Annotated in this window: 20 protein-coding genes; 6 read left to right on the forward strand and 14 right to left on the reverse strand. The window is 67.8% G+C overall.

Features of this window, described 5'->3' with window-relative positions:
- Window positions 1-25 precede the first annotated feature (25 nt).
- On the forward strand, window positions 26-1,363 hold the full coding sequence (locus OZ10_RS06295) for a chloride channel protein (RefSeq protein ID WP_039564194.1): 1,338 nt from the start codon (window positions 26-28) through the stop codon (window positions 1,361-1,363).
- Between the two features lie 260 nt (window positions 1,364-1,623).
- Here OZ10_RS06295 and OZ10_RS06300 read toward each other — a convergent pair whose 3' ends face one another.
- The gene (locus OZ10_RS06300) at window positions 1,624-1,806 is read right to left on the reverse strand and encodes a 30S ribosomal protein THX (protein WP_008571876.1); all 183 of its coding nucleotides are present in this window, start codon (window positions 1,804-1,806) and stop codon (window positions 1,624-1,626) included.
- Between the two features lie 284 nt (window positions 1,807-2,090).
- Window positions 2,091-2,507, reverse strand: a complete 417-nt coding sequence (locus tag OZ10_RS06305) for a MerC domain-containing protein (protein ID WP_039411298.1) — start codon at window positions 2,505-2,507, stop codon at window positions 2,091-2,093.
- 161 nt (window positions 2,508-2,668) lie between these two features.
- Here OZ10_RS06305 and OZ10_RS06310 point away from each other — a divergent pair, with 161 nt between their 5' ends.
- Window positions 2,669-4,735, forward strand: a complete 2,067-nt coding sequence (locus tag OZ10_RS06310) for a TonB-dependent receptor (protein ID WP_039411296.1) — start codon at window positions 2,669-2,671, stop codon at window positions 4,733-4,735.
- Between the two features lie 393 nt (window positions 4,736-5,128).
- Window positions 5,129-7,510 carry a TonB-dependent receptor gene (locus OZ10_RS06315; protein WP_039564223.1) on the forward strand — a complete coding sequence of 794 codons (2,382 nt, stop codon included), beginning with the start codon at window positions 5,129-5,131 and terminating at the stop codon, window positions 7,508-7,510.
- A 330-nt stretch (window positions 7,511-7,840) separates the two neighbouring features.
- Here the strand turns inward: OZ10_RS06315 and OZ10_RS06320 are convergent, their stop codons facing one another.
- Entirely contained in the window at window positions 7,841-8,872 is a 1,032-nt protein-coding gene (locus OZ10_RS06320) for an aldo/keto reductase (protein WP_039564199.1), read from the reverse strand.
- 142 nt (window positions 8,873-9,014) lie between these two features.
- Entirely contained in the window at window positions 9,015-10,223 is a 1,209-nt protein-coding gene (locus tag OZ10_RS06325) for an MFS transporter (RefSeq protein WP_039411292.1), read from the reverse strand.
- Window positions 10,224-10,323: 100 nt separating this feature from the next.
- Here OZ10_RS06325 and OZ10_RS06330 point away from each other — a divergent pair, with 100 nt between their 5' ends.
- Both OZ10_RS06330 and OZ10_RS06335 read left to right on the forward strand, forming a co-directional pair.
- Complete coding sequence (locus OZ10_RS06330; RefSeq protein ID WP_039564203.1) at window positions 10,324-11,229, forward strand: LysR family transcriptional regulator; 906 nt, start codon at window positions 10,324-10,326, stop codon at window positions 11,227-11,229.
- A 242-nt stretch (window positions 11,230-11,471) separates the two neighbouring features.
- A complete protein-coding gene (locus OZ10_RS06335) occupies window positions 11,472-12,077 on the forward strand; it encodes a TonB-dependent receptor domain-containing protein (protein ID WP_236726956.1) in 606 nt (201 codons plus the stop codon).
- On the opposite strand, the gene OZ10_RS20560 is transcribed toward OZ10_RS06335, so the two are convergent.
- Window positions 11,981-12,184 carry a hypothetical protein gene (locus OZ10_RS20560; protein ID WP_068835704.1) on the reverse strand — a complete coding sequence of 68 codons (204 nt, stop codon included), beginning with the start codon at window positions 12,182-12,184 and terminating at the stop codon, window positions 11,981-11,983. The two genes, OZ10_RS06335 and OZ10_RS20560, sit on opposite strands and share 97 nt — an antisense overlap.
- 220 nt (window positions 12,185-12,404) lie before the next feature.
- On the opposite strand from OZ10_RS20560, the gene OZ10_RS06340 reads away from it, so the two are divergent.
- Window positions 12,405-13,313 carry an AraC family transcriptional regulator gene (locus OZ10_RS06340; RefSeq protein WP_039564224.1) on the forward strand — a complete coding sequence of 303 codons (909 nt, stop codon included), beginning with the start codon at window positions 12,405-12,407 and terminating at the stop codon, window positions 13,311-13,313.
- Window positions 13,314-13,534: 221 nt separating this feature from the next.
- Here OZ10_RS06340 and OZ10_RS06345 read toward each other — a convergent pair whose 3' ends face one another.
- The 9 genes from OZ10_RS06345 to creB all read right to left on the reverse strand — a co-directional run bounded on the left by OZ10_RS06345 (window position 13,535) and on the right by creB (window position 22,425).
- Window positions 13,535-14,029 (reverse strand): transcriptional repressor, encoded by a 495-nt coding sequence (locus tag OZ10_RS06345; protein ID WP_024939899.1) that lies wholly within the window; start codon window positions 14,027-14,029, stop codon window positions 13,535-13,537.
- Between the two features lie 15 nt (window positions 14,030-14,044).
- A complete protein-coding gene (gene gltX / locus OZ10_RS06350; RefSeq protein WP_039564207.1) occupies window positions 14,045-15,448 on the reverse strand; it encodes a glutamate--tRNA ligase in 1,404 nt (467 codons plus the stop codon).
- Window positions 15,449-15,517: 69 nt separating this feature from the next.
- Entirely contained in the window at window positions 15,518-16,609 is a 1,092-nt protein-coding gene (locus OZ10_RS06355; protein ID WP_039564208.1) for a DUF3616 domain-containing protein, read from the reverse strand.
- Between the two features lie 144 nt (window positions 16,610-16,753).
- The gene (locus OZ10_RS06360) at window positions 16,754-17,650 is read right to left on the reverse strand and encodes a carbon-nitrogen hydrolase family protein (RefSeq protein WP_039564210.1); all 897 of its coding nucleotides are present in this window, start codon (window positions 17,648-17,650) and stop codon (window positions 16,754-16,756) included.
- 66 nt (window positions 17,651-17,716) lie between these two features.
- Window positions 17,717-18,319, reverse strand: a complete 603-nt coding sequence (locus OZ10_RS06365; RefSeq protein ID WP_039413539.1) for a GNAT family N-acetyltransferase — start codon at window positions 18,317-18,319, stop codon at window positions 17,717-17,719.
- A 49-nt stretch (window positions 18,320-18,368) separates the two neighbouring features.
- Window positions 18,369-18,776, reverse strand: a complete 408-nt coding sequence (locus OZ10_RS06370; RefSeq protein ID WP_039413542.1) for a hypothetical protein — start codon at window positions 18,774-18,776, stop codon at window positions 18,369-18,371.
- A 7-nt stretch (window positions 18,777-18,783) separates the two neighbouring features.
- The gene (gene creD, locus OZ10_RS06375) at window positions 18,784-20,103 is read right to left on the reverse strand and encodes a cell envelope integrity protein CreD (protein ID WP_039413545.1); all 1,320 of its coding nucleotides are present in this window, start codon (window positions 20,101-20,103) and stop codon (window positions 18,784-18,786) included.
- Window positions 20,104-20,224: 121 nt separating this feature from the next.
- A complete protein-coding gene (creC, locus tag OZ10_RS06380; protein WP_039413547.1) occupies window positions 20,225-21,673 on the reverse strand; it encodes a two-component system sensor histidine kinase CreC in 1,449 nt (482 codons plus the stop codon).
- Window positions 21,674-21,720: 47 nt separating this feature from the next.
- On the reverse strand, window positions 21,721-22,425 hold the full coding sequence (gene creB / locus OZ10_RS06385; RefSeq protein WP_184384983.1) for a two-component system response regulator CreB: 705 nt from the start codon (window positions 22,423-22,425) through the stop codon (window positions 21,721-21,723).
- Window positions 22,426-22,596 lie beyond the last annotated feature (171 nt).

Below are 22,596 nucleotides of genomic sequence, written 5' to 3' on the forward strand. Positions count from 1 at the left end.
GGCCGGTGGGTGCGACAATACTGCGATGTCCGTTCCCGATCCGTCGCCGCATCGTCTGCGGCCGTTGTTGTCCAGCGCAGGCTGGCGTCGCCGCGCAGCACTGTGGGGTGGTGCGATCGCGGTGGCCCTGGTGGCGATCGTGTTCGCCAAGGCCAGCGATGCGGCCTTCCACCTGTTCCAGCGCATCACCGCGCACTCGATCTGGTGGGCACTGCTGCTGACGCCGGGCATCTTCGCCCTGCTTGCCTGGCTCACCGCCGGCGCCCTGCGTCCTACCCGTGGCAGCGGCATTCCGCAGGTCATCGCCGCGCTGGAGCATCCGGACCCGGCGTTTCGCGAGACCAACCTGTCGCTGCGCGTGTCGATCGGCAAGCTTGCCTTGACCACGTTGTCGTTGCTGGGTGGCGCCTCGGTCGGGCGCGAAGGCCCCACCGTGCATGTCGGCGCCAGCCTGATGCATGTGTTCGGGCGCTGGTTCGGCTTTCATGATCCACGCGAGCTCTCGCACTTTGTGCTGGCCGGCGGCGCCGCCGGCATTGCCGCGGCGTTCAACACGCCGCTGGCGGGGGTGGTGTTTGCGATCGAGGAATTGAGCGGGCGCTTCGAGCACCGCTTTTCCGGCACCCTGCTCACCGCGGTGATCGTGGGCGGCGTGGTGTCGCTGGGCGTGCTGGGCAACTACACGTATTTCGGCAAGGTGGCGGTGGCCTTGCCACTGGGCCAGGCCTGGCTGGCGATTGCGCTGTGCGGCAGCGTGGCCGGGCTGCTGGGCGGGATCTTTGCGCGTCTGGTGCTGGCCAGCGTCAGTGGCAAGCCGCGCTGGCTGGGCAGCCTGCGCCGGCGCCACCCGGTGCTGTTGGCGGCGTTGTGCGGCGTAGCCCTGGTCGGGTTGGCGCTGGTGTTCGGGCAAGGCGCCTTCGGGACCGGCTACGAGCAGGCACGCAGCCTGGTGCAGGGGCAGGCGGTGGTGGGGCACGAATTCGGGCTGATGAAGCTCATCGCCAATCTGGTGTCGTATCTGGCGGGCATTCCAGGTGGCCTGTTTTCACCGGCGCTGGCGGTCGGTGCCGGCATCGGCCACAACCTGTCGGTGCTGATGCCGGGCGTGGACCCGCGCACCTTCGTGCTGCTGGGCATGTGCGCCTATCTCACCGGCGTGACCCAGGCACCGCTGACCTCGGCGGTGATCTCGCTGGAGCTCACCGACACCAGCCAGATGCTGCTGCCGATCCTGGCCACCGTGTTGATTGCACGCGCGGTGTCGGGGCTGGTGTGCAAAACGCCGATTTATCGTGGGCTGGCCGAGCAGTTGCTGACCCCAGCGGCGAAGAACACCGCACCGGCGGCGGACACAGCGCACTAGAGACGTTGCACCATCGAGGCGCGCAGGCTGTCTCCGATCCATCACGGACAGCCCCGGTGAATGCCATTGCGCAAGCCACTCTTGAGTGTCTTGCCTTGATTTGCAGCGGCTACCGACGGCGGTGATGCGCCGCATGGTCCACGTGGTCCAGCGTCGGTCCATGCACGCCAACAGGCAGACGAACAGCATGGTGCGCTGATGTCGGGCATAAAAAAAACGCGGCGCAAGCGCCGCGTTTCGATGTCGCGAAGTGGCTGGAATCAACCGGCCTTGGCAACGGTCTTCTTGGCAACGGCCTTCTTGGCCGGCGCCTTGACCACACCCTTCTTGGCAACCGGGGCAGCTGCACCCACGACAACCTTGCTCACCGCGTGCGAACGCGAATTGCCGTAGCTGGCGTTGTAGCGCTTGCCCTTGGCGGTCTTACGGTCACCCTTACCCATTTCGTCGACTCCTGAATGTGAATACAAATTCCCGTGCTGGCACGGGTCTGGCGAGGTTTGCACCGGCGGCGCCCTCGCGCAAGGCCGGCAAGCCTATCACGTCGGCCGCAAGGCGCGCAGCCCGACGGTAGAGCCGCCCAACGCTGGCGCCGGGCAGGCGGCCCGCCCGTGCAGCGCGCCGGTGCCTGGTCGGTAGCGGATACCCATCATGGCGATCAGGTGCCTGCGACAGCTCAAGGCGTCGCCGGGCGCACCCTGCCGACCGCCGAACGACTCAGCCGATCTCAGTGCGCGCAGCTGGCATCGTGGACATGCCCGTGCCCGTGGTTGAGACGCAGATTGACCAGATGGGCGATGCCTACCAGGGTGCCGCCCAAGGTCATCACCACCGCATGCGGCACCACCGAGTGATGCAGCGGGTCGTACAGCAGGCCCAGCCACAACAACGCCAGGCCCGGCAGCAGCAATGCCAGCGCATGCAGCGCCTTGTGCCGGCGATAGCCCAGGACCAGGCTGAACAATCCCAGCAAGGTCACAAACACCACGATGGCCAGTTCCACGCCGTCCCCCAGCCAGAAAGAAAGGCCCAGCGAAGGCGCCAGGGCCAGGACCAGCGGCAGCACCGCGCAGTGCACGGCGCACAGCAGCGACCCGGTCGCACCGAAGCGGTCGAGCAGATGGCGAAGCGTGGGTAGGGGCATGACTTCCAGCAGGTACTCGCGGCGACGTGGAATAATATAACATCTTCCGTGTTCCAGCCCCGCATCACTGCATCGCGCAGGGCGGGTCTTGCCCGTCGGCGCAGCAGGCAAGCTGCGCCATCCTATTGATATACAGTAACAATTCTGAGAGTCCGGTCGATATGTCCCCCTCCCTCGTTCCCTCGCTGCGCCGCTCCGCCCTCTCGCTGGCATTGGCCGGCCTGCTGTCCCCCGCCCTGGCCATGGCAGACGACGCGTCGGCCGCTGGCGATCCGCAGACGCCACCGTCCTCGGACACCCGGCACGACGCCACGCCCTCCAGCGGCCGCCATATCAAGGATCTGGACAAGGTCGTCGTCACCGCCAGCCCACTGCGCGATGCCGCCGGTGAGCTGAGCCGCCCGGTCGAGGTGCTGGCCGGCGAACGCCTGGACGAAGTGCGCAGCTCCAGCCTGGGCGAGACGGTGGCCAGCCTGCCGGGCGTGCAGAGTTCCAACTTCGGCCCCGGCGTGGGCCGGCCGATCATCCGCGGCCTGGACGGCCCGCGCGTGGCGGTGCTGCGCGATGGCCTGTCCACCCAGGACGTTTCCACGGTCAGCCAGGACCACTCGCCGGCGATCGAGCCGTTCCTGGCCAACCAGATCGAGGTGCTCAAGGGGCCCTCCACTCTGCTGTATGGCTCCGGCGCGATTGGCGGCGTGGTCAACGTGGTCGATGGCCGCATTGCCGAAACGCCGGTGGACGGCTTCAGCGGGCGCGCCGAAGTGCGCTTCGACGGCGGCGACAAGGACGGCAACACCGACATGTTCCGCGTCGACGCCGGCAATGGCAGCGGTCTGTCGGTTCATGCCGATGGCGTGTACCGCAACCAGAACGATTACGACACCCCGCAGGGCCGCCAGCTCAACAGCTGGATCGATTCCAAGGTGGGCTCGATCGGCGCATCGCTGTCCGGAGACTGGGGCTTCGTGGGCCTGTCGGCATCGCGGTTCCGCGACAACTACGGCAACCCCGGCGAGCCAGGCGACCCGTCCATCGGCGAGCGCGGCGTCTCGTTGAAGCTGCAGCAGGACCGCTACGACCTCAAGGGCGGGCTGACCGATCCGTGGGGCGAAGGCAGCGCGCTGCGCTACAGCTTCGGCCATACCGATTACGCGCATACCGAGTTCGAAGGCGACGAAGTGGGCACCGTGTTCACCAAGCGCGCCAACGAAGGCCGCGTGGAAGCATCCTTCACCTTCGGCGGCGGCTGGCAGACTGCGTTCGGCCTGCAGGGCAGCGACACCACCTTCCAGGCGATCGGCGAAGAATCCTTCGTGCCCAAGACCGATACCCGCTCGCTTGGCGCCTTCGCCGTGGCGCGCAACAGCTGGGAACGGGTGACCGCCGAGGTCGGTGCGCGCGTGGACAAGGTCAAGTACAAGACCGACATCGGTGTGGACCGCGATTTCACCCCGACCAGCTTCTCGGCCAGCGGTGGCTTCCGCTTCAACGAACAGTGGCGACTGACCGCCAACCTCGACCACGCCGAGCGCGCACCGGCCGAGGAAGAGCTGTTCGCCAACGGCCCGCACATCGCCACGCTCGCCTTCGAGATCGGCGATGCCGATCTGAAGACCGAAAAGGCCAACCAGGCCGAGCTGGGCCTGAACTTCCAGAACGAGTGGGTGGATGCCAAGGTGGCGGCGTACTACAACCGCTACAACGACTTCGTCTACATCGTCGATACCGGCGGCCAGTGGTTCAACGAAGAAGACAACGACTTCCTGCCGATCCGCCAGTGGACCCAGGCCGACGCGATCTTCCACGGTTTCGAAGGCGAAGCCACCTTCCACCTGGCCAACAACGACACCGGTGCGTGGGACCTGCGCGTATTCGGCGACACCGTGCGTGCGCGCCTGAAGGACGGCGGCAACCTGCCGCGTATCGCGCCTGGCCGTTTCGGTGCGCAGATGCGCTGGAACGCCGACCAGTGGCGCGCCTCGCTCGGCGCCACGCGCACGCTGAAGCAGGACAAGGTGGCGGTGAACGAGACCCCGACCGACGGCTACACCTTCGTCGACGCGCATCTGGCGTATCACGTGGACCACGGCAGCAACGCGTGGGAAGTTTTCCTGGACGGCAACAACCTGACCAACCAGGACGCGCGCGTGCATACCTCCTTCCTCAAGGACGACGTGATGCTTCCCGGCCGCAGCGCCTCGTTCGGCGTGCGGATGTTCTTCTGACAGCGGTCTCTCTCCCCCGCTGACTGGAAGCGAGGCCGCCTTCGGGCGGCCTCTTTTATGCGCGGTATCGACGTACCGGCGCGCGGCGCATTGGCACTGCACTGACGCAGGCAGTTGCGTCCGTCACTGCATGCGACGCGTGGGACGCAGGATGTGATGGTCGCCACAGCGCAGGCACACCCTGCCATGCGGGCAGCGACACACCGAGGCCGTAGCTGCTGCGTCGCACAACAGGCTGCGGCGCATCTGGGGTTAAAACTTCATTGCACTGCGCTGACAGGGGGCGCCCAGCGACGCGACAGCGCGGGCGCGCGCATGCACTGCCTGCCGTTGCATGCGCGCCACTGCGTGGGCACGGCAGCGTTCTTGCACCGAGACCAAGGAACCATGCGCATGCGTTTTTCCTCACCCCGCTACACCCTCTCGCTTGCCATCGCCGCCGTGCTGCTGGCACCGGATGGCCACACGCAGACCGCCGCGCCCGCCGCGGGATCCCAGGACGCCACCACGCTGGATGCAGTGATCGTCAGCGGTACCGCGCGCTTCAAGGGCCTGGCCAAACGCGATGCCAGTTTTTCGATCACCACCGCCAGCCCGGAGCAGATCCAGCAGGCGGTGCCGCAAAGCACCGCCGACCTGCTCAAGATCGTGCCCGGCGTGTGGGCCGAGCCGAGCGGCGGCGGCACCGGCGCCAACATCTTCGTGCGCGGCATGCCGTCCGAGGGCGATGCGCCGTTCGTGACCATGCAACTGGATGGCTCGCCGTTGTTCCCGCCGCCGACCCTGTCGTTCCTGGAAAATTCCACGCTGTTCCGCGTCGACGATACGGTCGAGCGCATGGAAGTGTTGCGTGGCGGCTCCAGCCCGATCTTCTCCAATGGCCAGCCTGGCCTCACCGTCAATTTCATCCAGAAAAAAGGCCAGGACGAACCCGAAGGGAGCGTGCGCCTGACCGGCGGCAACAACGCACTGCGTCGCATCGACGTCTTCAACAGCGGGCCGATGGGCAACGGCTGGTACTACAGCGTAGGCGGCTTTTTCCGCGAAACCGACGGCGTGCGCGACCCGCAGTTCGCTGCCGACAAGGGCGGCCAGTTCAGCGCCACCCTGGGCAAACGCTGGGACAGCGGCGAGCTGTCGTTCTATGCGCGGCATACCGACGACAACAACGCGTTCTACACCGCCATTCCATTGCTCTCGCGCAACAACGGCAACGATCTGTCCAGCTTTCCCGGCCTGAATGCGCAGACCGGCACCCTGCTCGGCCGCGACTTCCGCAACGTCGATCTGCTGGTCGGGCCCAATGGCCAGACGCTGCGGCGCGACCTGGCCGACGGGCGCGGCGTCAATATCGATGTATTCGGCGGCGAATGGAACTGGGAAAGCGGCGGCTGGACCGTTGCCGACCGCTTCAATGTGATGAGTGGCAGCGCACCGACCTATGCGCTGTTCACCGGCGACGCACCGCAGCGCTTGAGCGATTTCATTGCAAGCTACGGCAGCGGCGGTAGCGCCAGCTACACCAATGGCGGCGGTGCAGTGGATGCAGATCAACAGGTGCTCGAAGCCGGCTGGTGGTCGGTGGACAAGCGTCTGAACTCCTTCACCAACGACCTGCGCCTGAGCCGCGAGTTGTTTGCCGGCAATACGCTCACCGTGGGCGCGTATTACGCCAAGTATTCGTCGGCCGACACATGGTACCTGGGCAATACCATGCTGCTCACGGCCCAGAACAATGCGCGCCGCATCGACGTGGCGCTGGACGACGGGCGCCAAGCCACCCGCCAGGGATTTACCAGCACGGCCTTCTTCAATTTGCGCGCGAAGTACGATGGTGAAAATATCGCCGCCTTCGTTGCCGACGAGTGGGAACTCAACGAGCGCCTACGCCTGGACCTGGGGGCGCGCTATGAGCGCCAGAGTGTCACCGGCGATGTGCACGACACCGCAACCGTCGACCTGGACGGCAACCCCGCCACGCTTTACGACAACGCCACCTCGTTGGCACTGGCCACCACACGGCGCATCGATCAAGACGATGAAGCGTTTTCGTGGACAGCCGGCCTGAACTTCACGCTCGACCAGAACAACAGCCTGTTTGCGCGGGTCAACTCGGGGGTGAAGTTCCCCGGCTTCGACAATCTGCGCGATGGACAGAACCGCGTGCAGGAAGTGGATCAATACGAGTTGGGGTTGAAGTCGGGCGCCAGCAGCTACGACCTGTATCTCACCGCGTTCTACAACACGTTCAAGAATTCGCCGTTTCAGGCATTCCTGTCCAATGGCCAGAACTTCACCGCTGTCGGCGATTCGCGCGCGCGCGGCCTGGAAGTGGAAGGCGCCATCCGCCCGTTCGGCGGCTTCGAGCTGGCCGGTACCGGGGTGTGGCTGGATGCGAACTATCGCAACTATCGCGAGTTCACCGGCAACCAGGTGATGCGCCAACCCAAGCGGCAATTCCGGCTCACGCCGAGCTATTACTGGATGCTGCCGTTCGGCGACCTCAAGCTGTTTGCCACCTATTCGTACATCGGCGAGCGCTTTGCGGACCTGGCCAACAGCCAGCGCCTGCCGTCTTACGACATGGTCGATATCGGCGCCAATCTGCATGTGGGCGATCACTGGGAAGTGACCGCCAGCGGCAGCAACGTCACCGACACGCTGGGGCTCACCGAAGGCAATGTGCGCGTGCCCGGCGCTGCCACCGGCGGGGTGTTCATGGGCCGGCCGATCGCCGGGCGGCAATACCAGATGTCGGTGGCCTACCGCTGGTGACCGGCCGCAGGTGATCCACGGCGGCAGCCGTCCCGCGTGCTGGCGCCCGGCCATCACGCGGGCCGTGCCTGGGCAACGAGACCATCTGCAAGGTCGGTACGCCCGGCGCTTGCACGACTGCTTCAGCGCTGGCGCGGCCTGCTCGCGGGCCGGCTACGACTTGGTAGCAACTGCAATGGGCAACTGCAGGCAGTTGCAGGGCACTGAGGGTGTGGAGCGATCAGGCCCGAGGTGATTCCACGCGCGGCCCGGCCGTTGTGAGACGACTGCGATGCAGCGCGCCACGCTGTCGCCGCCCCCATGCAGCGTGGCGCAATGGTGCAGCCCGCGTCACACCGGCAACGGGCTGCGTTCGGCGAAGTGTCCGCGCCAGTAGGGGTAATACGGATACGGCGGCTCTACTGCGCTGGCCGCATCCAGACGGGCGCATTGCGCGTCGGTCAGCGACCAGCCCACTGCGCCGAGGTTTTCGCGCAGTTGCGCTTCGTCGCGGGCGCCGATCAGTACCGTGCTCACGGTGGGCCGCTGCAGCAGCCAGTTGATGGCGATCTGCGGCACGCTGCGGCCGGTCTCGGCGGCAATGGCGTCCAGCGCGTCGACGATGTCGAACAAGCGCGCATCGTCGATGGCGGGCCCGGCCGCAGCGGTGGCATGCAGGCGGCTGTGTTGCGGCAGCGGCTGGCCACGCCGCAGCTTGCCAGTGAGCCGCCCCCAGCCGAGCGGGCTCCACACCACCGCGCCGATGCCCTGGTCGATGCCCAGCGGCATCAGTTCCCACTCGTAATCGCGCCCGGCCAGCGAGTAATAGGTCTGATTGGCAACGAAGCGGCTCCAGCCGTGCGCGTCGGCCACGGCCTGCGATTTCATCAGCTGCCAACCGGCGTAATTGGACGCACCCAGATAACGCACCTTGCCCGCGCGCACCAAACCGTCGAGCGTGGACAGGGTTTCTTCCATCGGCGTCAACGCGTCGAAGGCATGCAGCTGCAGCAGATCGATGTAGTCGGTGCGCAAACGCCGCAATGACGCCTCCACCGCACGCAACAACCGGAAGCGTGAAGCACCGGCATCGTTGGGGCCTTCGCCCAGACGCAGGCCGGTCTTGGTGGAAACGATCACCTGATCGCGGCGGCCCTGCAGCGCCTGGCCGAGAATGTCTTCCGAAGCGCCGTCGGAATACACATCGGCGGAATCGAACAGGTTGAGCCCCGCGTCCAGGCACACGTCGATCATGCGCCGCGCCTGCGCCACATCGGTGTCGCCCCACGCCGAAAACAGCGGCCCCTTGCCGCCGAATGTTCCCGCACCCAGGCCGAGCACCGGAACCTTGAAGCCGGAGCGACCGAGAAAACGTGTCTCCATTGCAGAACTCCTTGGGTTGGAAGAAGACGCGATGCCGGTCAGCGCCGGCGCATCGCCAAGTCACTGGCAAGACAGCGCACCCCGCCACCACCTGCGCGCAGCACCAGGCCTGCGGCACGCGGAGCGTGATCGCCGCGCAGCGTCAGCGTGCCTGCAGACAACCGGCCGACCCGAGAGCGCGCCGACGTTGCAGGTGCACGCTCCACAGCGCGATGGCCAGGCCAATGGCCGTCAGCAGCGCGGCGACCCACGGGGTGGCCACCAGCCCGGCCCGTGTGGCGATCACCACCCCGCCCAGCCACGCACCCAACGCATTGCCGAGATTGAACGCGGCGATGTTCAGGCTGGAGGCCAGGTTCTGGCCGGCGCCGCGCGCGTGTTCGAGCACGCGCAGCTGCAACGGCGCCACCGTGGCGAACGCGGCCACGCCCAGCAGACCGACAAAGACCACCATCGCGGTCTTGCTGTGCAGGACCAATCCCATTGCCGCGAGCACCAGCACCAGGGCACCCAGGCTGCCCAGCAACGCGGCGGTGGGGCGACGGTCGGCCAGCCGGCCACCGAGCAGGTTGCCCACGATCATGCCCACCCCGAACACCAGCAGGACCGGCGACACCGCCGCCTGCGCGAACCCGGTGACCTGCACCAGCATCGGCTGGATGTAGGTGAACACCGCAAAGACCCCGGCATAGCCCACCACCGTCATTGCCAGCGCCAGCAGCACCTGGCCGCGTGCCAGCACCGCCACTTCCTGCCGCCACGGCACCGGCGCCGCCGCGCCTGCGGCCGCCGGCACCCACAGCGCCACCGCCGCAGTGGCGAGCACGCCGATGACCGCCACCGCCCAGAACGTGGCCCGCCAGCCCAGTTGCAGGCCCAGCCAGGCACCCGCCGGCACCCCGAGCAGGGTGGCCACGGTGAGCCCGGCGAACATCAGCGAAATGGCCGACGCGCGCCGCTCCGGCGGCACCAGCGAGGTCGCCACCACCGCGCCCACGCCGAAGAAGGTGCCGTGCGCGAGCGAGGTCAGCATGCGCGCCACCATCAGGGTGGTGTAGTCCGGCGCCAGCGCGCAGGCCACGTTGCCGACGGTGAAGATCAGCATCAACCCGACCAGCACCGCCTTGCGCGGCAGGCGGGCGCTGGCCAGCGTCAGCACCGGCGCGCCAACGAACACACCCAGCGCATAGCCGCTGATCAGCAGGCCGGCGGCGCTGAGCGACACGCCCAGATCGCCGGCCACCTGCTGCAGCAGGCCCATGATCACGAATTCGGTGGTGCCGATGCCGAAGGCACCGATGGTCAATGCCAGCAGTGCTGGCGGGAAACGGGAAGACGCTACAGCGGACATGGGCGTTGGCCAGCAAGGATTGCCGACAGCCTGCGCCGCGCTGTCCTGTGCAAACAGCCCTGTTATCCTGATTCACTTTCAACAAATGGTTGAGAATTGCATGGACCGGCTCGGCGACATCGCCTTGTTCCTGCGCGTGCTGGACCTGGGGTCGATCACGGCCGCCGCGCACAGCCTGGACCTGTCGGTGGCAGTGGCCAGCCAACGCCTGAAGCGGCTGGAACGCGAGCTCGGCGTGCGCCTGCTGCACCGGACCACGCGGCGCCTGCATCCGACGGCCGAAGGCCAGCAGCTGGCCGACCGCGGGCGGGTGCTGGTGGACGATCTGGAGGCGCTGGCCGACGATCTGCGTGAGAGCGCACACGATGTCGGCGGCGTCCTGCGCATGACCTTGTCGGCCACCTTCGGACGGCAGTTCGTGTCGCCGCTGCTCACCGAATTCCAGGCGCGCCACCCGCGCCTGCGCATCAGCGCGCATCTGAGCGACGACGTGGTGGACCTGGTCAGGCAGGGCTTCGACCTGGCAATCCGCATCGGCCCGCTGGACGACTCCGGGCTGGTGGCCCGGCGCATCGCCGACAACCGCCGCACCCTCGCCGCCTCGCCCGACTATCTCCATCGCCACGGCACGCCGCGCACCCCGGACGAACTTGCGCAGCACGCCGGCGTGCTGTTGATGGGCCGCGACGGCCGCCAGGATGTGTGGACCCTGCAGACGCCCGACGGCGGGCTGGTGCGCGTGCGCATGCAGAGCCGCTTCGAGAGCAACCTGGGCGAACTGGTGCGCGATGCGGTGGTGGCCGGCCAGGGCATCGCCGTGCATTCGTACTGGCATATCGCCGACGAACTGCGCAGCGGTCGCCTGGTCGCGGTCATGCCCGACTACCCGCCGCCCGCCTCGCAGATCAGCGCAGTGATGCCGGCGCGCCGGCTGCAACCACCACGGGTACGCGCGTTCGTGGACTTCCTGCTGGAGCGGTTGGGCACGCGGCCGCCGTGGGAGTGACGCACCTTGCGCGGGAGTGAGCGCCTGCGCCTGGTTTGCGCCGCGTGACCAGGCGCGTGACACCAGCGCTGTTGAATGCAACGGCGCTGCAATGGGTTGAGCAGCCGTATGCACGCGCAGCACTGACGCACCGCAGAAACCGATCAGGCCGCTTGCCGCAGGACATGGCTGCTGCTCGACAGCTCATCCCTCAGCGAGTCACTCCATGCCCATGCCACTCCCCTGCCGCCTTGCCTGCGGCCTTGCCGCTGAAACCGGAAAAGACCGCCACCACCGAACCGGGCTTCCGCCACACCGGTGCCTCCGTGCAGAGCGCCATCACCGCCTACCACGTGCAGTCCCGCAATCGCCTGCTGGCCTCATCGATCAGCGCGGCGGTGGTGGGCAACCAGACCGTGCTGCAGAACGTCGGCGGCGTCACCTTGCAGGGAGTGGAGCTGGCGGCCAGCTGGAATCTCCTGCCGCACTGGTCGCTTTGCGGCAGCAGCTCCTCGAACGACGCCCACGACGACGATGACGTGGCCGGCAGCGCCGTGGTGGCCATTCGCGACAAGCAGGTGGTGGGCCCGGCTCGAACGCTGGCCAATCTCCAGCTCGGCTACGACGATGGCGCCGCGTGGGCGCAACTGTCGGCGCACTACACCGGCAAGCGCTATTACAGCGACCTGATCGCGCCGGTCGTCTGCATCCCGGCTCACGCTGCCGCAGTCCACGGCGCGGCGCCTGGCCTCAGGCGCCCGGCGGCACACGCTCAACGCCCGCCGCGTCGCAGGCGCTTGTGCAGACTGCGGCGCTGCGCATCGCTCAACAGGTGCCCATGCGTGCTCAACAGCCCCAGGATCTGCTGATGCGCCTGTGCGGTTCGCCGTGCGAGCTCTGCGCTGGCTGCAGCTTCGAGGCGTTTCCACTCGGCAGGGGTGGTTGGCGTCGGCAGGGACAAGGGCTTGGCAGGCATGGGTGGCGCAGGCACGGGAGCGGGCCGCCATGATACGGCGCGCACGTGAGCGCGCTATCAGCGCCTGCCGCGCCGCCGGCAGGCCGTCGCGACGGTAACCACGCGCGCGAGCGCGTGCACGCGGCTGCGTTCGCCAACCCCGTTGCCGGCCGCATGACCTGCGGTCTTGTACGATCGGCCCGTCGCGGCCGGGCCGCCCTGCACCATCGACGAGTTACGCATGTCTTCGCCGATCGAGTTGAGCACCCTGTTACTACGGCATGCGCCCGCCGACGGCCTGCATGCCACCGCGATTGCCGGGCTGCAGATCATGCGCAGCTCCACGCAAACGCTGTCCATCCCGACCATCTACACGCCGATGCTGTGCCTGGTGGCGCAGGGCCGCAAGCGCGCGATGCTGGGCGCGCAGGCCTACGACTATCACCCGGACATGTATCTGGTGGCCTCGGTGGATCTGCCCATCGTCGGCTCGGTCACCCAGGCCAGCGCCGCGCAACCGTACCTGTGCTTCTGCCTGGATCTGGACACCGCGGTACTCAGCGAGCTGGCCATCCATCACCCCGAACTGGCCGAGCCGCAACGCGACGCTGCGGCAACCGGCCTGCTGCTCAACCACAGCACGCCGCCGCTGCACGACACCGCCGTGCGGCTGGCACGCCTGCTCGACCGACCCCAGGAAATCGCCGCGCTGGCACCGCTGGTGACCCGCGAGCTGCTGTACCGCCTGATGGCCGATCCCGCCAACGCGGTGGTGCGCCAGATGGCCATCGCCGACAGCCGGCTCAACCAGATCTCCAAGGCCATCGTCTGGTTGCGCGAGCACTATGCGCAGCGTTTCAGCATCGAGCAGATCGCGGACCTGTCGGCCATGAGCCGCTCCACCTTCCATGCGCATTTCAAGACGGTGACCTCGATGACGCCACTGGAATACCGCTCGCACCTGCGCGTGCACGAGGCGCGCCGGCTGATGGTGGCCGAGGCACTCACCGCCGCCGACGCCGGCTTCCGGGTCGGCTACGAAAGCGCCTCGCAGTTCAGCCGCGACTACGCGCGCATCCTGGGCGCCCCCCCGGCGCGCGATGCACAGCGGCTGCGCACCAGCGCCCCGGATGCGACCGAAGCGGCATGAGGCTGCCGCGCAGAACAGCGCGAGCGACCGGTGGAGGCAACGTCTGCGCACCGATCCAGCGCAAGCAATCCGTCCCTGTAGGAGCGCCCCGGGCGATGAGGACTTCCCGGACGCGTAATCCGAAATGCTGTACGCGCAGCAGAACGTATTCACGGGCAGCGGAGTACCGCGTGTGTCTATTGCCGCCGACTAGATAAAATCGCCTGTTTCCCAGGCGATCGTCACTCCGCCACCGCGCACTTGGCGCACAGGCCGTGCACTTCCAGCGTCTGCGCCTGCGGCTGGAAGCCCAGCGCCTTGGCGCGCGCTTCCAGTTGCGCCACCACCTCGCGGTCTTCCAGTTCCACCGCGCTATGGCAGCGGTCGCAGATCAGGAACGGCACCGAGTGCTGGGCGCTATTGGGGTGGTGGCAGGCGACGAAGGCGTTGACCGACTCGAGCTTGTGCACGAAGCCGTTGGCCATCAGGAAATCCAGCGCGCGGTACACCGTGGGCGGAGCGTCGGCGCCAACGCCCTTGCCCTCGCGCACCCAGTCCAGCAGTTCGTAGGCCTTGACCGGCTTGCCGGCGTCGGCGATCAGCCGCAGCACATTGGCGCGGATCGGCGTCAGCCGCAGGCCGCGCTCGCTGCAGGCGCGCTCCACCGCGCGCACGAAGCCGTTGGCGTCGTCGACATGGTGATGCGGTGCAGTGCAGGCGTGTTCGTTGGTTTTCATCACAGGCTCCGGCGGTCAGCCCGCCCCTATCTTGATGAGTGCCGCATCGATGCGTTTCAAGGCGCCCTCGCGTCCGGCCAGGTACACCGTCTGCGAAATGTCCGGGCTGACCTGGGTGCCGGTGATGGCCACGCGCAGCGGCTGGGCCACCTTGCCCATGCCCAGCTCCAGCGCGGCGGCCGCGTCGTGCAACGCGGCCGAGACGGTCTCCACGCTCCATTCGCTCTGTGCCGCCAGCAGTTCGCGCGCCTTGCCCAGCGGCACTTCTGCGCCCAGCTTGAGGTGCTTCATCACCGCCGCTTCGTCGTAGGTTTCCAGCGGCTGGTACCAGACCACGGCTTTTTCGGCCATTTCCTTCAAGGTCTGCACGCGTTCGCGCAGCGCCACCACCACATCGGCGGCGGCCGGGCCGGCGGCGACATCGATGCCCAGCCTGGCGAGCTGGTATTCCAGCTGCGGAGCGATGCTGGCCGGGTCGTCGGTCTTGAGGTAGTGCTGGTTGACCCAGCCCAGCTTGGCCATGTCCAGGCGCGCGGCCTTGGAATTGACGTCCTTGACGTCGAACAGGTCCAGCAGTTCCTGCGGGGTGAACAGCTCCTGGTCGCCATGCGACCAGCCCAGGCGCGCCAGGTAATTGATCAACGCATGCGGCAGATAGCCGGCGTCCTTGTACTGCATGACGTCGGCCGCGCCGGTGCGCTTGGACAGCTTGGCGCCCTGTTCGTCAAGGATCATCGGCATGTGCGCGAACCTGGGCACCGGTGCGCCCAGCGCTTCATAGATGTTGATCTGGCGCGGGGTGTTGTTGATGTGGTCGTCGCCGCGGATCACCTCGGTGATGCCCATGTCCCAGTCGTCCACCACCACCGCGAAGTTGTAGGTGGGGAAGCCGTCCGGGCGGAAGATCACCATGTCGTCGAGCTCGCTGTTGGCGATCTCGATGCGGCCCTTGATCAGGTCCTCGAACACCACGCTGCCGCCGATGGGATTCTTGAAGCGGATGACGCGATTGGGGTCGTCGCGGTACGGCAGGTTCTGCTCGCGGGCGGCGCCGTTGTAGCGTGGCTTTTCCTGCCGGGCCATCGCCGCTTCGCGCATCGCGTCGAGCTCTTCGCGGGTCTCGTAGGCGTAATACGCCTTGCCCTGCGAGAGCAACTGCTCGGCGACCTCCTGATAGCGGGCCACGCGCTGGGTCTGGTAGATCGGGCCTTCGTCGTAGTGCAGGCCCAGCCAGTCCATCGCTTCCAGGATGGCGTCGATCGCTTCCTGGGTGCTGCGTTCGCGGTCGGTGTCCTCGATGCGCAGCACGAACTGCCCGCCACGGTGGCGTGCCTCCAGCCAGCAGTACAGGGCGGTGCGGGCGCCGCCGATGTGCAGGTAACCGGTGGGGCTGGGAGCGAAGCGGGTGCGGCAGGTCATGGAGCGCTCGGCGAAACGGGAGTGCGCCGATTTTACCTTGCGCAGCGGGCCCCTGCCCGGCCCGCCGGTTCAGCGGTTGCGCAGCAGGTCGCCGTACACCACGCAATCGCCGCCGCTGCGCGCCGGGCCGGGCGCGTCGTACAGCACCAGCCAGCTGGGCGTGGCGCCGGCCAGTTGCGGCGGCAGGTTGCAGATGGCTTCGGCGCGGTCGCTGTCGGTGCCATGCGGCAGCACCGCCGACGCCAGCAGCGCGTGCTGAAAGCGCACCGGCGCGCGATTGGCGGCCAGCGCGCTGCGCGCATCCGGCCACTTGAACAGGCGGATTTCGCCGTTCAACACCATCGTCGGCCCGGCCAGCAGGTACAGATCGTCGCCGGAGTAATGCAGGTCGCGGATGCCCAGCCCACCCAACTGCAGAAAGTGCTTGCGCAGCAGCGTGCCGTCCTCGTCCAGCGGTGCCAGGCGCAGGTGGTCGCCATGCGCCTCCACCGCAATCTCCAGCAGCGCCGACCAGCCGCGCAGCACCGGCCCGCGCAGGCCCAGCAGCAGGCGCTGGCCATCCACCACGATGCCTTCGATATCGAAGCCGTTGTCCTTGCCCGGGATCTTCAAAAACGGGCCGAAATGCGGGTCGTCGGCCAGCAGCTCGGTGAGCTGGTTATGCCTGGCGTCGCCCTTGAGCCGCAACGCGCGGCGACCGTCGGCGGCTTCGCGCACCAGTTGCGGCGTGCCGTCAGCATCGCGCTCGATCGGCAGGCAGGCCAGCAGGCGGCGGTTGGCATCGAGTTTGAGTTTGCTCAGGCGCTTGGCGTTGTCGGCATCGTCGCGACCGGGCTTGGCGTTCTTGCGCTTCAACCCGTGCGAGCCGACCACCCACAGATACCCGTCCGACAGGCCCATGCCTTCCAGGTCAGCTTCCTCGGCATCGCCGCCGGGCAGGTCCAGCAGCTCGGCCAGCGGAAAACTCTGCCCCTCGCCGAAGCGCAAGCTCTCGCGCTGGCCGGGCGGCAGCTTGCGCAGCCGGTCCACTGCACAGGCTTCGTCGCCGGCGACCCACAGCCAGTCGTCGGTGAACGCCGCGCCGGAAAGATTGCTGTGCACCAGTGCGCCAGGCGTGAACTCCAGCCGGACGCTATGCGGAATCAGGGTTTTCTTGGCCATTGAGCAGGTGGGCAACGGTGCGGAAGAAGACCGCCAGTACACCACGGCCGCCGCACCGGTGGGCGCCGTCGTCACAGAACGGACCGTGGCGAGGCGGTGCTAACGCGGCGCCGCGCCCAAGCCGCGGCCGCGATCACCGCACGCTCACTCCCACGGCGCCAGCCGGGCACGCGCCAGGCCGGCCGCCCACTGGCCGGGCCAATCGCGGTCGTTGGCCACCTGCGCCTGCGCGCGGCTGGCCTCCAAGGCAGCGACATCCAGCGCCGCGTACGCCCAGACCGCCTCGCCCCGGGTCTGCGCCACTACGCCGTCTTCCGGAAAGCCAACATCCATCGGCGCAAACACTGCCGCTTCGCCGGTGTTGACGTCCAGCGCCGGGCTCCATGGCGCCTCGCCCGCAGTCACCGATTGCGCGACGAACATGCGGTTTTCCAGCGCCCGCGCCAGGCAGCCGACCCGCACCCGGGTGGCGCCGGCGGCGGTGTCGGTGCAACTGGGCACGATCAGCAGGCGCGCGCCGGCCTCGTACTGCGCCCGCACCGGCAACGGGAATTCGCTGTCGTAGCAGATCGCAATCGCCGCGCGCACGCCGTCCAGGTCGAACACCTTGAGCGCATCGCCCGGCTCGATCAGCCCGGTGGCCTTTTCGAACCCGGTGAGCTGCAGCTTGTCCTGCCAACCGTGAGCACCGGCGGGCGTGAACCAGTCGCTGCGGTTACGGTAACGGCCCTGGCCCAGATCCAGCAGAAAACTTCCCGCGATCAGGTGCAGCCGATGTTGCCGCGCCAGGCCGGCAAACAGCTCCAGCCAGCGCCCCCGCAGCGCCTGGAGCGCAGCCAGCGATTCGGGCAGGCCGGCAGACACCTGCGTCCCGAACGTGGCGGCCAGCTCCAGCGACAGATATTCCGGCAGCACGGCCACGTGTGCACCGGCCGCGGCGGCCTCGCCGACCAGCGCCGCCATGCGCGCAGCGAAGGCGTCGACGTCCTTCGGCCGGCCGATCGGATACTTGGCAACGGCAATGGTGAGTGGCGCATTCATGGGCAAGAGTCCTGTCACGACAGTGGAAAGCAACGAGCACGCAACGGCGCGATCGCGTGCGCGCGCTCAAGGGTCCAGCGCGCGCGTCCAGACACGCAAGCTGTGGTCGACCGGGCCGCGTTGCAACTCCGCCCATTCCAGCCGCACCTGCATCCCCGCCCGCGGTGCGTAACCGCGCTTGCGCCAGAACGCATCGTTGGGGCGATAGTCCGCAGGTTTGCGCGGATCGTCCGATGCCCGCTCTACCGAGCAGAAGGCCGTGAGCGCAAACCGGCCCAGCGCGCGGGCATGCGCCTCGCGCTGGTCGAAGAAGGCGTGGCCGAGCCCCTGCCCGCGATATGCCGGCAGCAGCACCGATTCGCCGAAATAGAACACGCCGGCCGGCTCGATGCCGGCGGCGCGGAACGGCGCATGGAACGCATCGCTGTCGTCGAGCAGCGGCAGGCCGGTGGATGCACCGACCACCGCATCGCCGTCGCGCGCCAGCACGAACACGCTCTGCGGCGAGGCGGCATAGGCCGCCAGGTACTCGCGCTCGTAGCCGGCGTCGCCCTCGTACAGGTATGGCCATGCGGCGAACACTGCGATACGCAACTGCGCCAGCGCGTCCAGATACGGCAACACCGCAGCGCCACGCACGGTTTCAACGGTGAGGGAGGTCCTGGTCATGGCGCCATGGTAAGCGAGCCTGGCCGAGGCGATGCCGTGCCGCCGCGCATCAGCGCAGCCAGCCGCCATGCGCGCGGGCCGTGCTGGCGGGCTGCTGCCACAGCAACCACACCGCCGCTTCGTCCTGGGCCACCAGCACGCCGAGCAAGGCGTCGCTGCTGCGCACCCAGTAACTGCCGTTGCTCAGGCGTTGCCAGGGCCCATAGCCACGAACCGGCGTGCCGGTTGGCTTCGCCTGCCGCTGCAGGAACGCAGAGCCGTGCGTGCGCAACGCCTGCACGGTACGCGCATGCAGGCGCAACCCGATCACCCCACGGCGGCCCTCGCACGCCAGCGGCAGTGCCGACAGCGGCGAACAGTCCCACCAAGGTGGCGCTGCGGGAAGCAGCGCCACCGTGTCGATCCCGGCGGGCAGCAGACGCTGCGCCCGCCGCATCACCTGAGCATGTGCGCGCATGCCGACCTCAGCGCAGGCTGTTGCCAAGCTCGTACCAATCGAGCTTGCGGGTCACCCACATGATGCTGGCCAGGATGCCGAACAGCAGCAACGAGCCCATCAGCAGCGCGTTGTCTTCGGAGATCAACAGGCTGTACAGCACGCCATACAAGGCAGTGAGCATCAGCGAAAATCCCGCCGCGCGCGTCCAGCTGCGCAAGACGCCGGACAGATAGAAACACTGCAGCCCGATGCACGCCGTCGCCGACACCAGATATGCCTGCCAGAACGCGATGTGCTCGGAAAGGCTCAGCAGCAGCAGGAAAAAGATCGCCAGCGCCAGGCCGACCAGCAGGTATTGCAGCGGGTGGATCGGCAAGCGCTTGATCAGTTCGAACAGCACGAACGCCACGAAGGTCAGCACCACAAACAGAATGCCGTACTTGCTGGCGCGATCGGCCTGGGTATACACGTCCACCGGGTCGACCAGGCGCACTTCCAGCGTATCCAGCGACGACTGGCTGGATTGCAGCTGCGTCTGCGCGCCGGTAGCCAGGGACGACAACGACCAGCTGGCATCGAAGCCGCGATCGCTGATGGTGGGCGCATTCGGCAGGAAGCGCCCGCCGAAGGACGGGTGCTGCCAGGCCGAACGCAGGGCGATGTCGTTGTTGTCGGCGATCGGTGCGATGGCCAGCCGGCGGGTACCGTCCAGCACGAACTGCATGTCTACCACGTTGCCTTCCTGCAGCCGCCCGGCGAGCGGGTCGGCCAGGGGGCTCAGCTCGGCATGCACACCGGTCGATCGATCCGCCAGCGCGCCGGCACCGCTTTCCAGCGTCGCCGCACGGCCGTCCACCTGCAGACGCGGCGTGCCCACCAGCCCGCGCACATCGGAAATGCCCACCGCCAGATGCGGTTGGCCATACACGCGGGTCGGTGCGGCGGCATAGTCGAAGGGGGCGTATTCCGCGTGCAGGGTCGCCTTCCACGAATACACCTGCACGCGATACAGGCCCACCTCGCGCACCGAAGGCACCATCTCGCCGCTGAGCTTCAGGCTGCGCGGCGTCTGCAACAGCGCGCCCTCGCGCTTGCGCCACACCTGGCGCTGGCTGCCCTGCTCGTCCGGCTCGGTCACCTGCACGTCTTCGGTGTAGGGCAGCACGCGTACCGGCGCAATGAATTGCTGCTCGCCCGCCTTGCTCTGCGCCACCCGCTCCACCGCCTGGTCGCGGTAGCGCGCGCGGTCCTGCACCGCGCCACGGATCAGCAACAACGGAATCAACAGCAGCAGGATCAGTCCGCCGATGGTGGCGAACCGCAACAACAGTTTCAGGGATTTCATCGACCGTCCTCAGTCTGGGAGGTGGTCAGGCTGCGCCGCGTCGATGGTGGGGGTTTGAGGCGAAGTTGAAGCGAATGTGAAGTGGTGGTCGACCGGCAACAGGTCGTCCTGCCGCAATGGCTCAGGAGATCGGCAGACGCAGGATTGCCACCGCACCACCACCGTCGCGATTGCGCAAGCTCACCCCGCCGCCGTGCAGGCGGGCCACCTCGCGCACGAACGGCAGGCCCAGCCCGGAGCTGCGTTGTCCGGTCTGCGGGCGCGCCAGCGAATAGAACCGCTCGAAGACGCGTTCGATCGCGTAGTCCGGCACGCCACTGCCGCGGTCTTCGACCAGCAGGTGCAACTGGCCGTCCTGCGCCTGGGTATGCAGCCGCACGGTGCCACCCTCCGGCGAGAAGGCGATGGCGTTTTCCAGCAGATTGACCAACGCCTGACGCAACAGGTAGGCGTCGCCCTGCACGGCCTGCGTACTGGCCGTCACGCACGCCGCATCGCACTCCACCCGCACACCGACGCTGGCGGCACGCTGCCGCACGGCGTCCAGCGCCGCCTGCAGCAGGGTTGGCACGGCAATTGGCTCGCGCGTCTGCAGCCAGCCGTGCTGCTCCACTTCGGCCAACGCCAGCAGCTTGTCGATGGTTTCGGTCAGCCGCTGCTCCTGCGCGCGGATGCTGGCCACGAAGTGCTGGCGATCGGGCTCGGGCAACGGCTCGGTCAACAACTCCGATGCCCCGCGGATCGCCGCCAGCGGGCTCTTCATCTCATGCGTCAGCGACTGCACGTACTGCTCGACGTAAGCCTTGCCCTCCAGCTTGCGGCGCATGGTTTCCAGCGCCTGGCCCAGATCGCCGATCTCATCGCCGCGCGGCTTGGGCGGCGGCACCGGAATGCCGGCGCTCACCGCCTGCGCATAGCGGTTGAGCCGGCCGATGCCGCGCATCAGCCACCAGGTCATCGCGATGCCGATCAACGCAGAAATGCCGATCAACCAGGCACCCCGCTGCAGGATGTTGCGCTGGCTGGCTTCGATGAAGGGGTCGATGCTGCGATTGGGCTGGGCCAGGGTGAGCACGCCGATCAACGTGCCGGGCTGGTCGGGCGCGTAAATCGGCGCGGCCACATGCATGACCGTCGCACCGGGGTCGCCGTCGCTTTCCGGACTGGAACGCGCGCCGTATTCGCCGCGCAAAGTGCGGTAGACATCGTTCCAGCGCGAATTGTCGCGGCCTACGTCGCGGCCTTGCGAATCGAACACCACCACCCCGCGCGCGTCGGTCACGGTGACGCGGTAATCCACGTTGTTCTTGCGGAAACGCCACACCCAGGCCTTTGGGTCACGCTGCTGCGCCTGCGCCAGGTTGCGCGCAAAGCGGCCGTCGGCGATGTGGCCGGCCGCCAGGTCGCCGCTGGCCATCTCCGCCAGCACATTGGCCGCATCCACCAGGGTCGCTTCCATCGCCTGGCGCACGCCTGGCTTGACCTCGTTGACGAAGACCCGCATCACGAAGAACGCGGCCAGCCCGACGATCAGAAAGAAGCCCAGAAACAGCTTGAGGCCGAGCCGCATTTCAGTGCGCCACGCCGGTCAACGCCTGCGCGGGCCCACCCATCGCCTTACAGCTCCAGCGCATAGCCCAGACCACGGTGCGTGCGGATCGGGTCGGCCGGCACGCCGGCCAGGCGCAGCTTGCCGCGCAAGGTCTTGATGTGGGTGTCGACGGTGCGGTCGGCGCTGTCGGCGCTGGCGTCCCAGCCACGGTCCATCAACTGCGCACGGCTCAGGATCGCACCGGGGCGCTGCAGCAGCGCCGCCAGCACGGCGTATTCGTAACGGGTCAGCGGCAGCAAGGCATCGCCATACCGGATGCGGCTGCCTTCGCGGTCGATCGCAAATGCGCCGTGCGGCTGCCAGCCCGGCTCTGCCACTGCAGCCACCGTGCGGCGACGCAGGCGCGCCCGCACGCGCGCCACCAGCTCGCGCGGGGAGAACGGCTTGGCCATGTAGTCGTCGGCCCCCAGCTCCAGGCCGAGCACGCGGTCGATCTCGTCGTTGCGCGCGGTCAGGAAGATCACCGGCACCTCGCTGAAGCTGCGCAGGCTGCGGCACACCTCGAAGCCGTTGATATCCGGCAGCCCCACGTCCAGCACCACCACATCGGCCGGCTCGGCGCGCAGCCGCGCCAGCGCCTCGCGGCCCAGCAGGCAATGCTCGGGCGCATAGCCTTCGCTGCGCAGCGCGTACAGCACGGTATCGGCAATGGCGGCTTCGTCTTCGACGACGAGCACGCGGGCGGGAGATTCGGACATGCCGCGCAGCATAGCCGCATGCCGACGCGGCCTGTAGCGCCATCGCGGCACCGCAGGCGCTCCGCACAGGCGATGGTTGCAGGCACGGCGCGCAATGCGGCGCCCCTCGACAACACCGAGCGCCGACGCGACGGCTATGCACCCGGCGCACGGGGCGCCCATGCGCAGCATCCAGACCCGCAG

Origin of the sequence: Xanthomonas cannabis pv. cannabis, assembly GCF_000802365.1 — a bacterium.
GTDB classification, from domain to species: Bacteria; Pseudomonadota; Gammaproteobacteria; order Xanthomonadales; family Xanthomonadaceae; genus Xanthomonas; species Xanthomonas cannabis.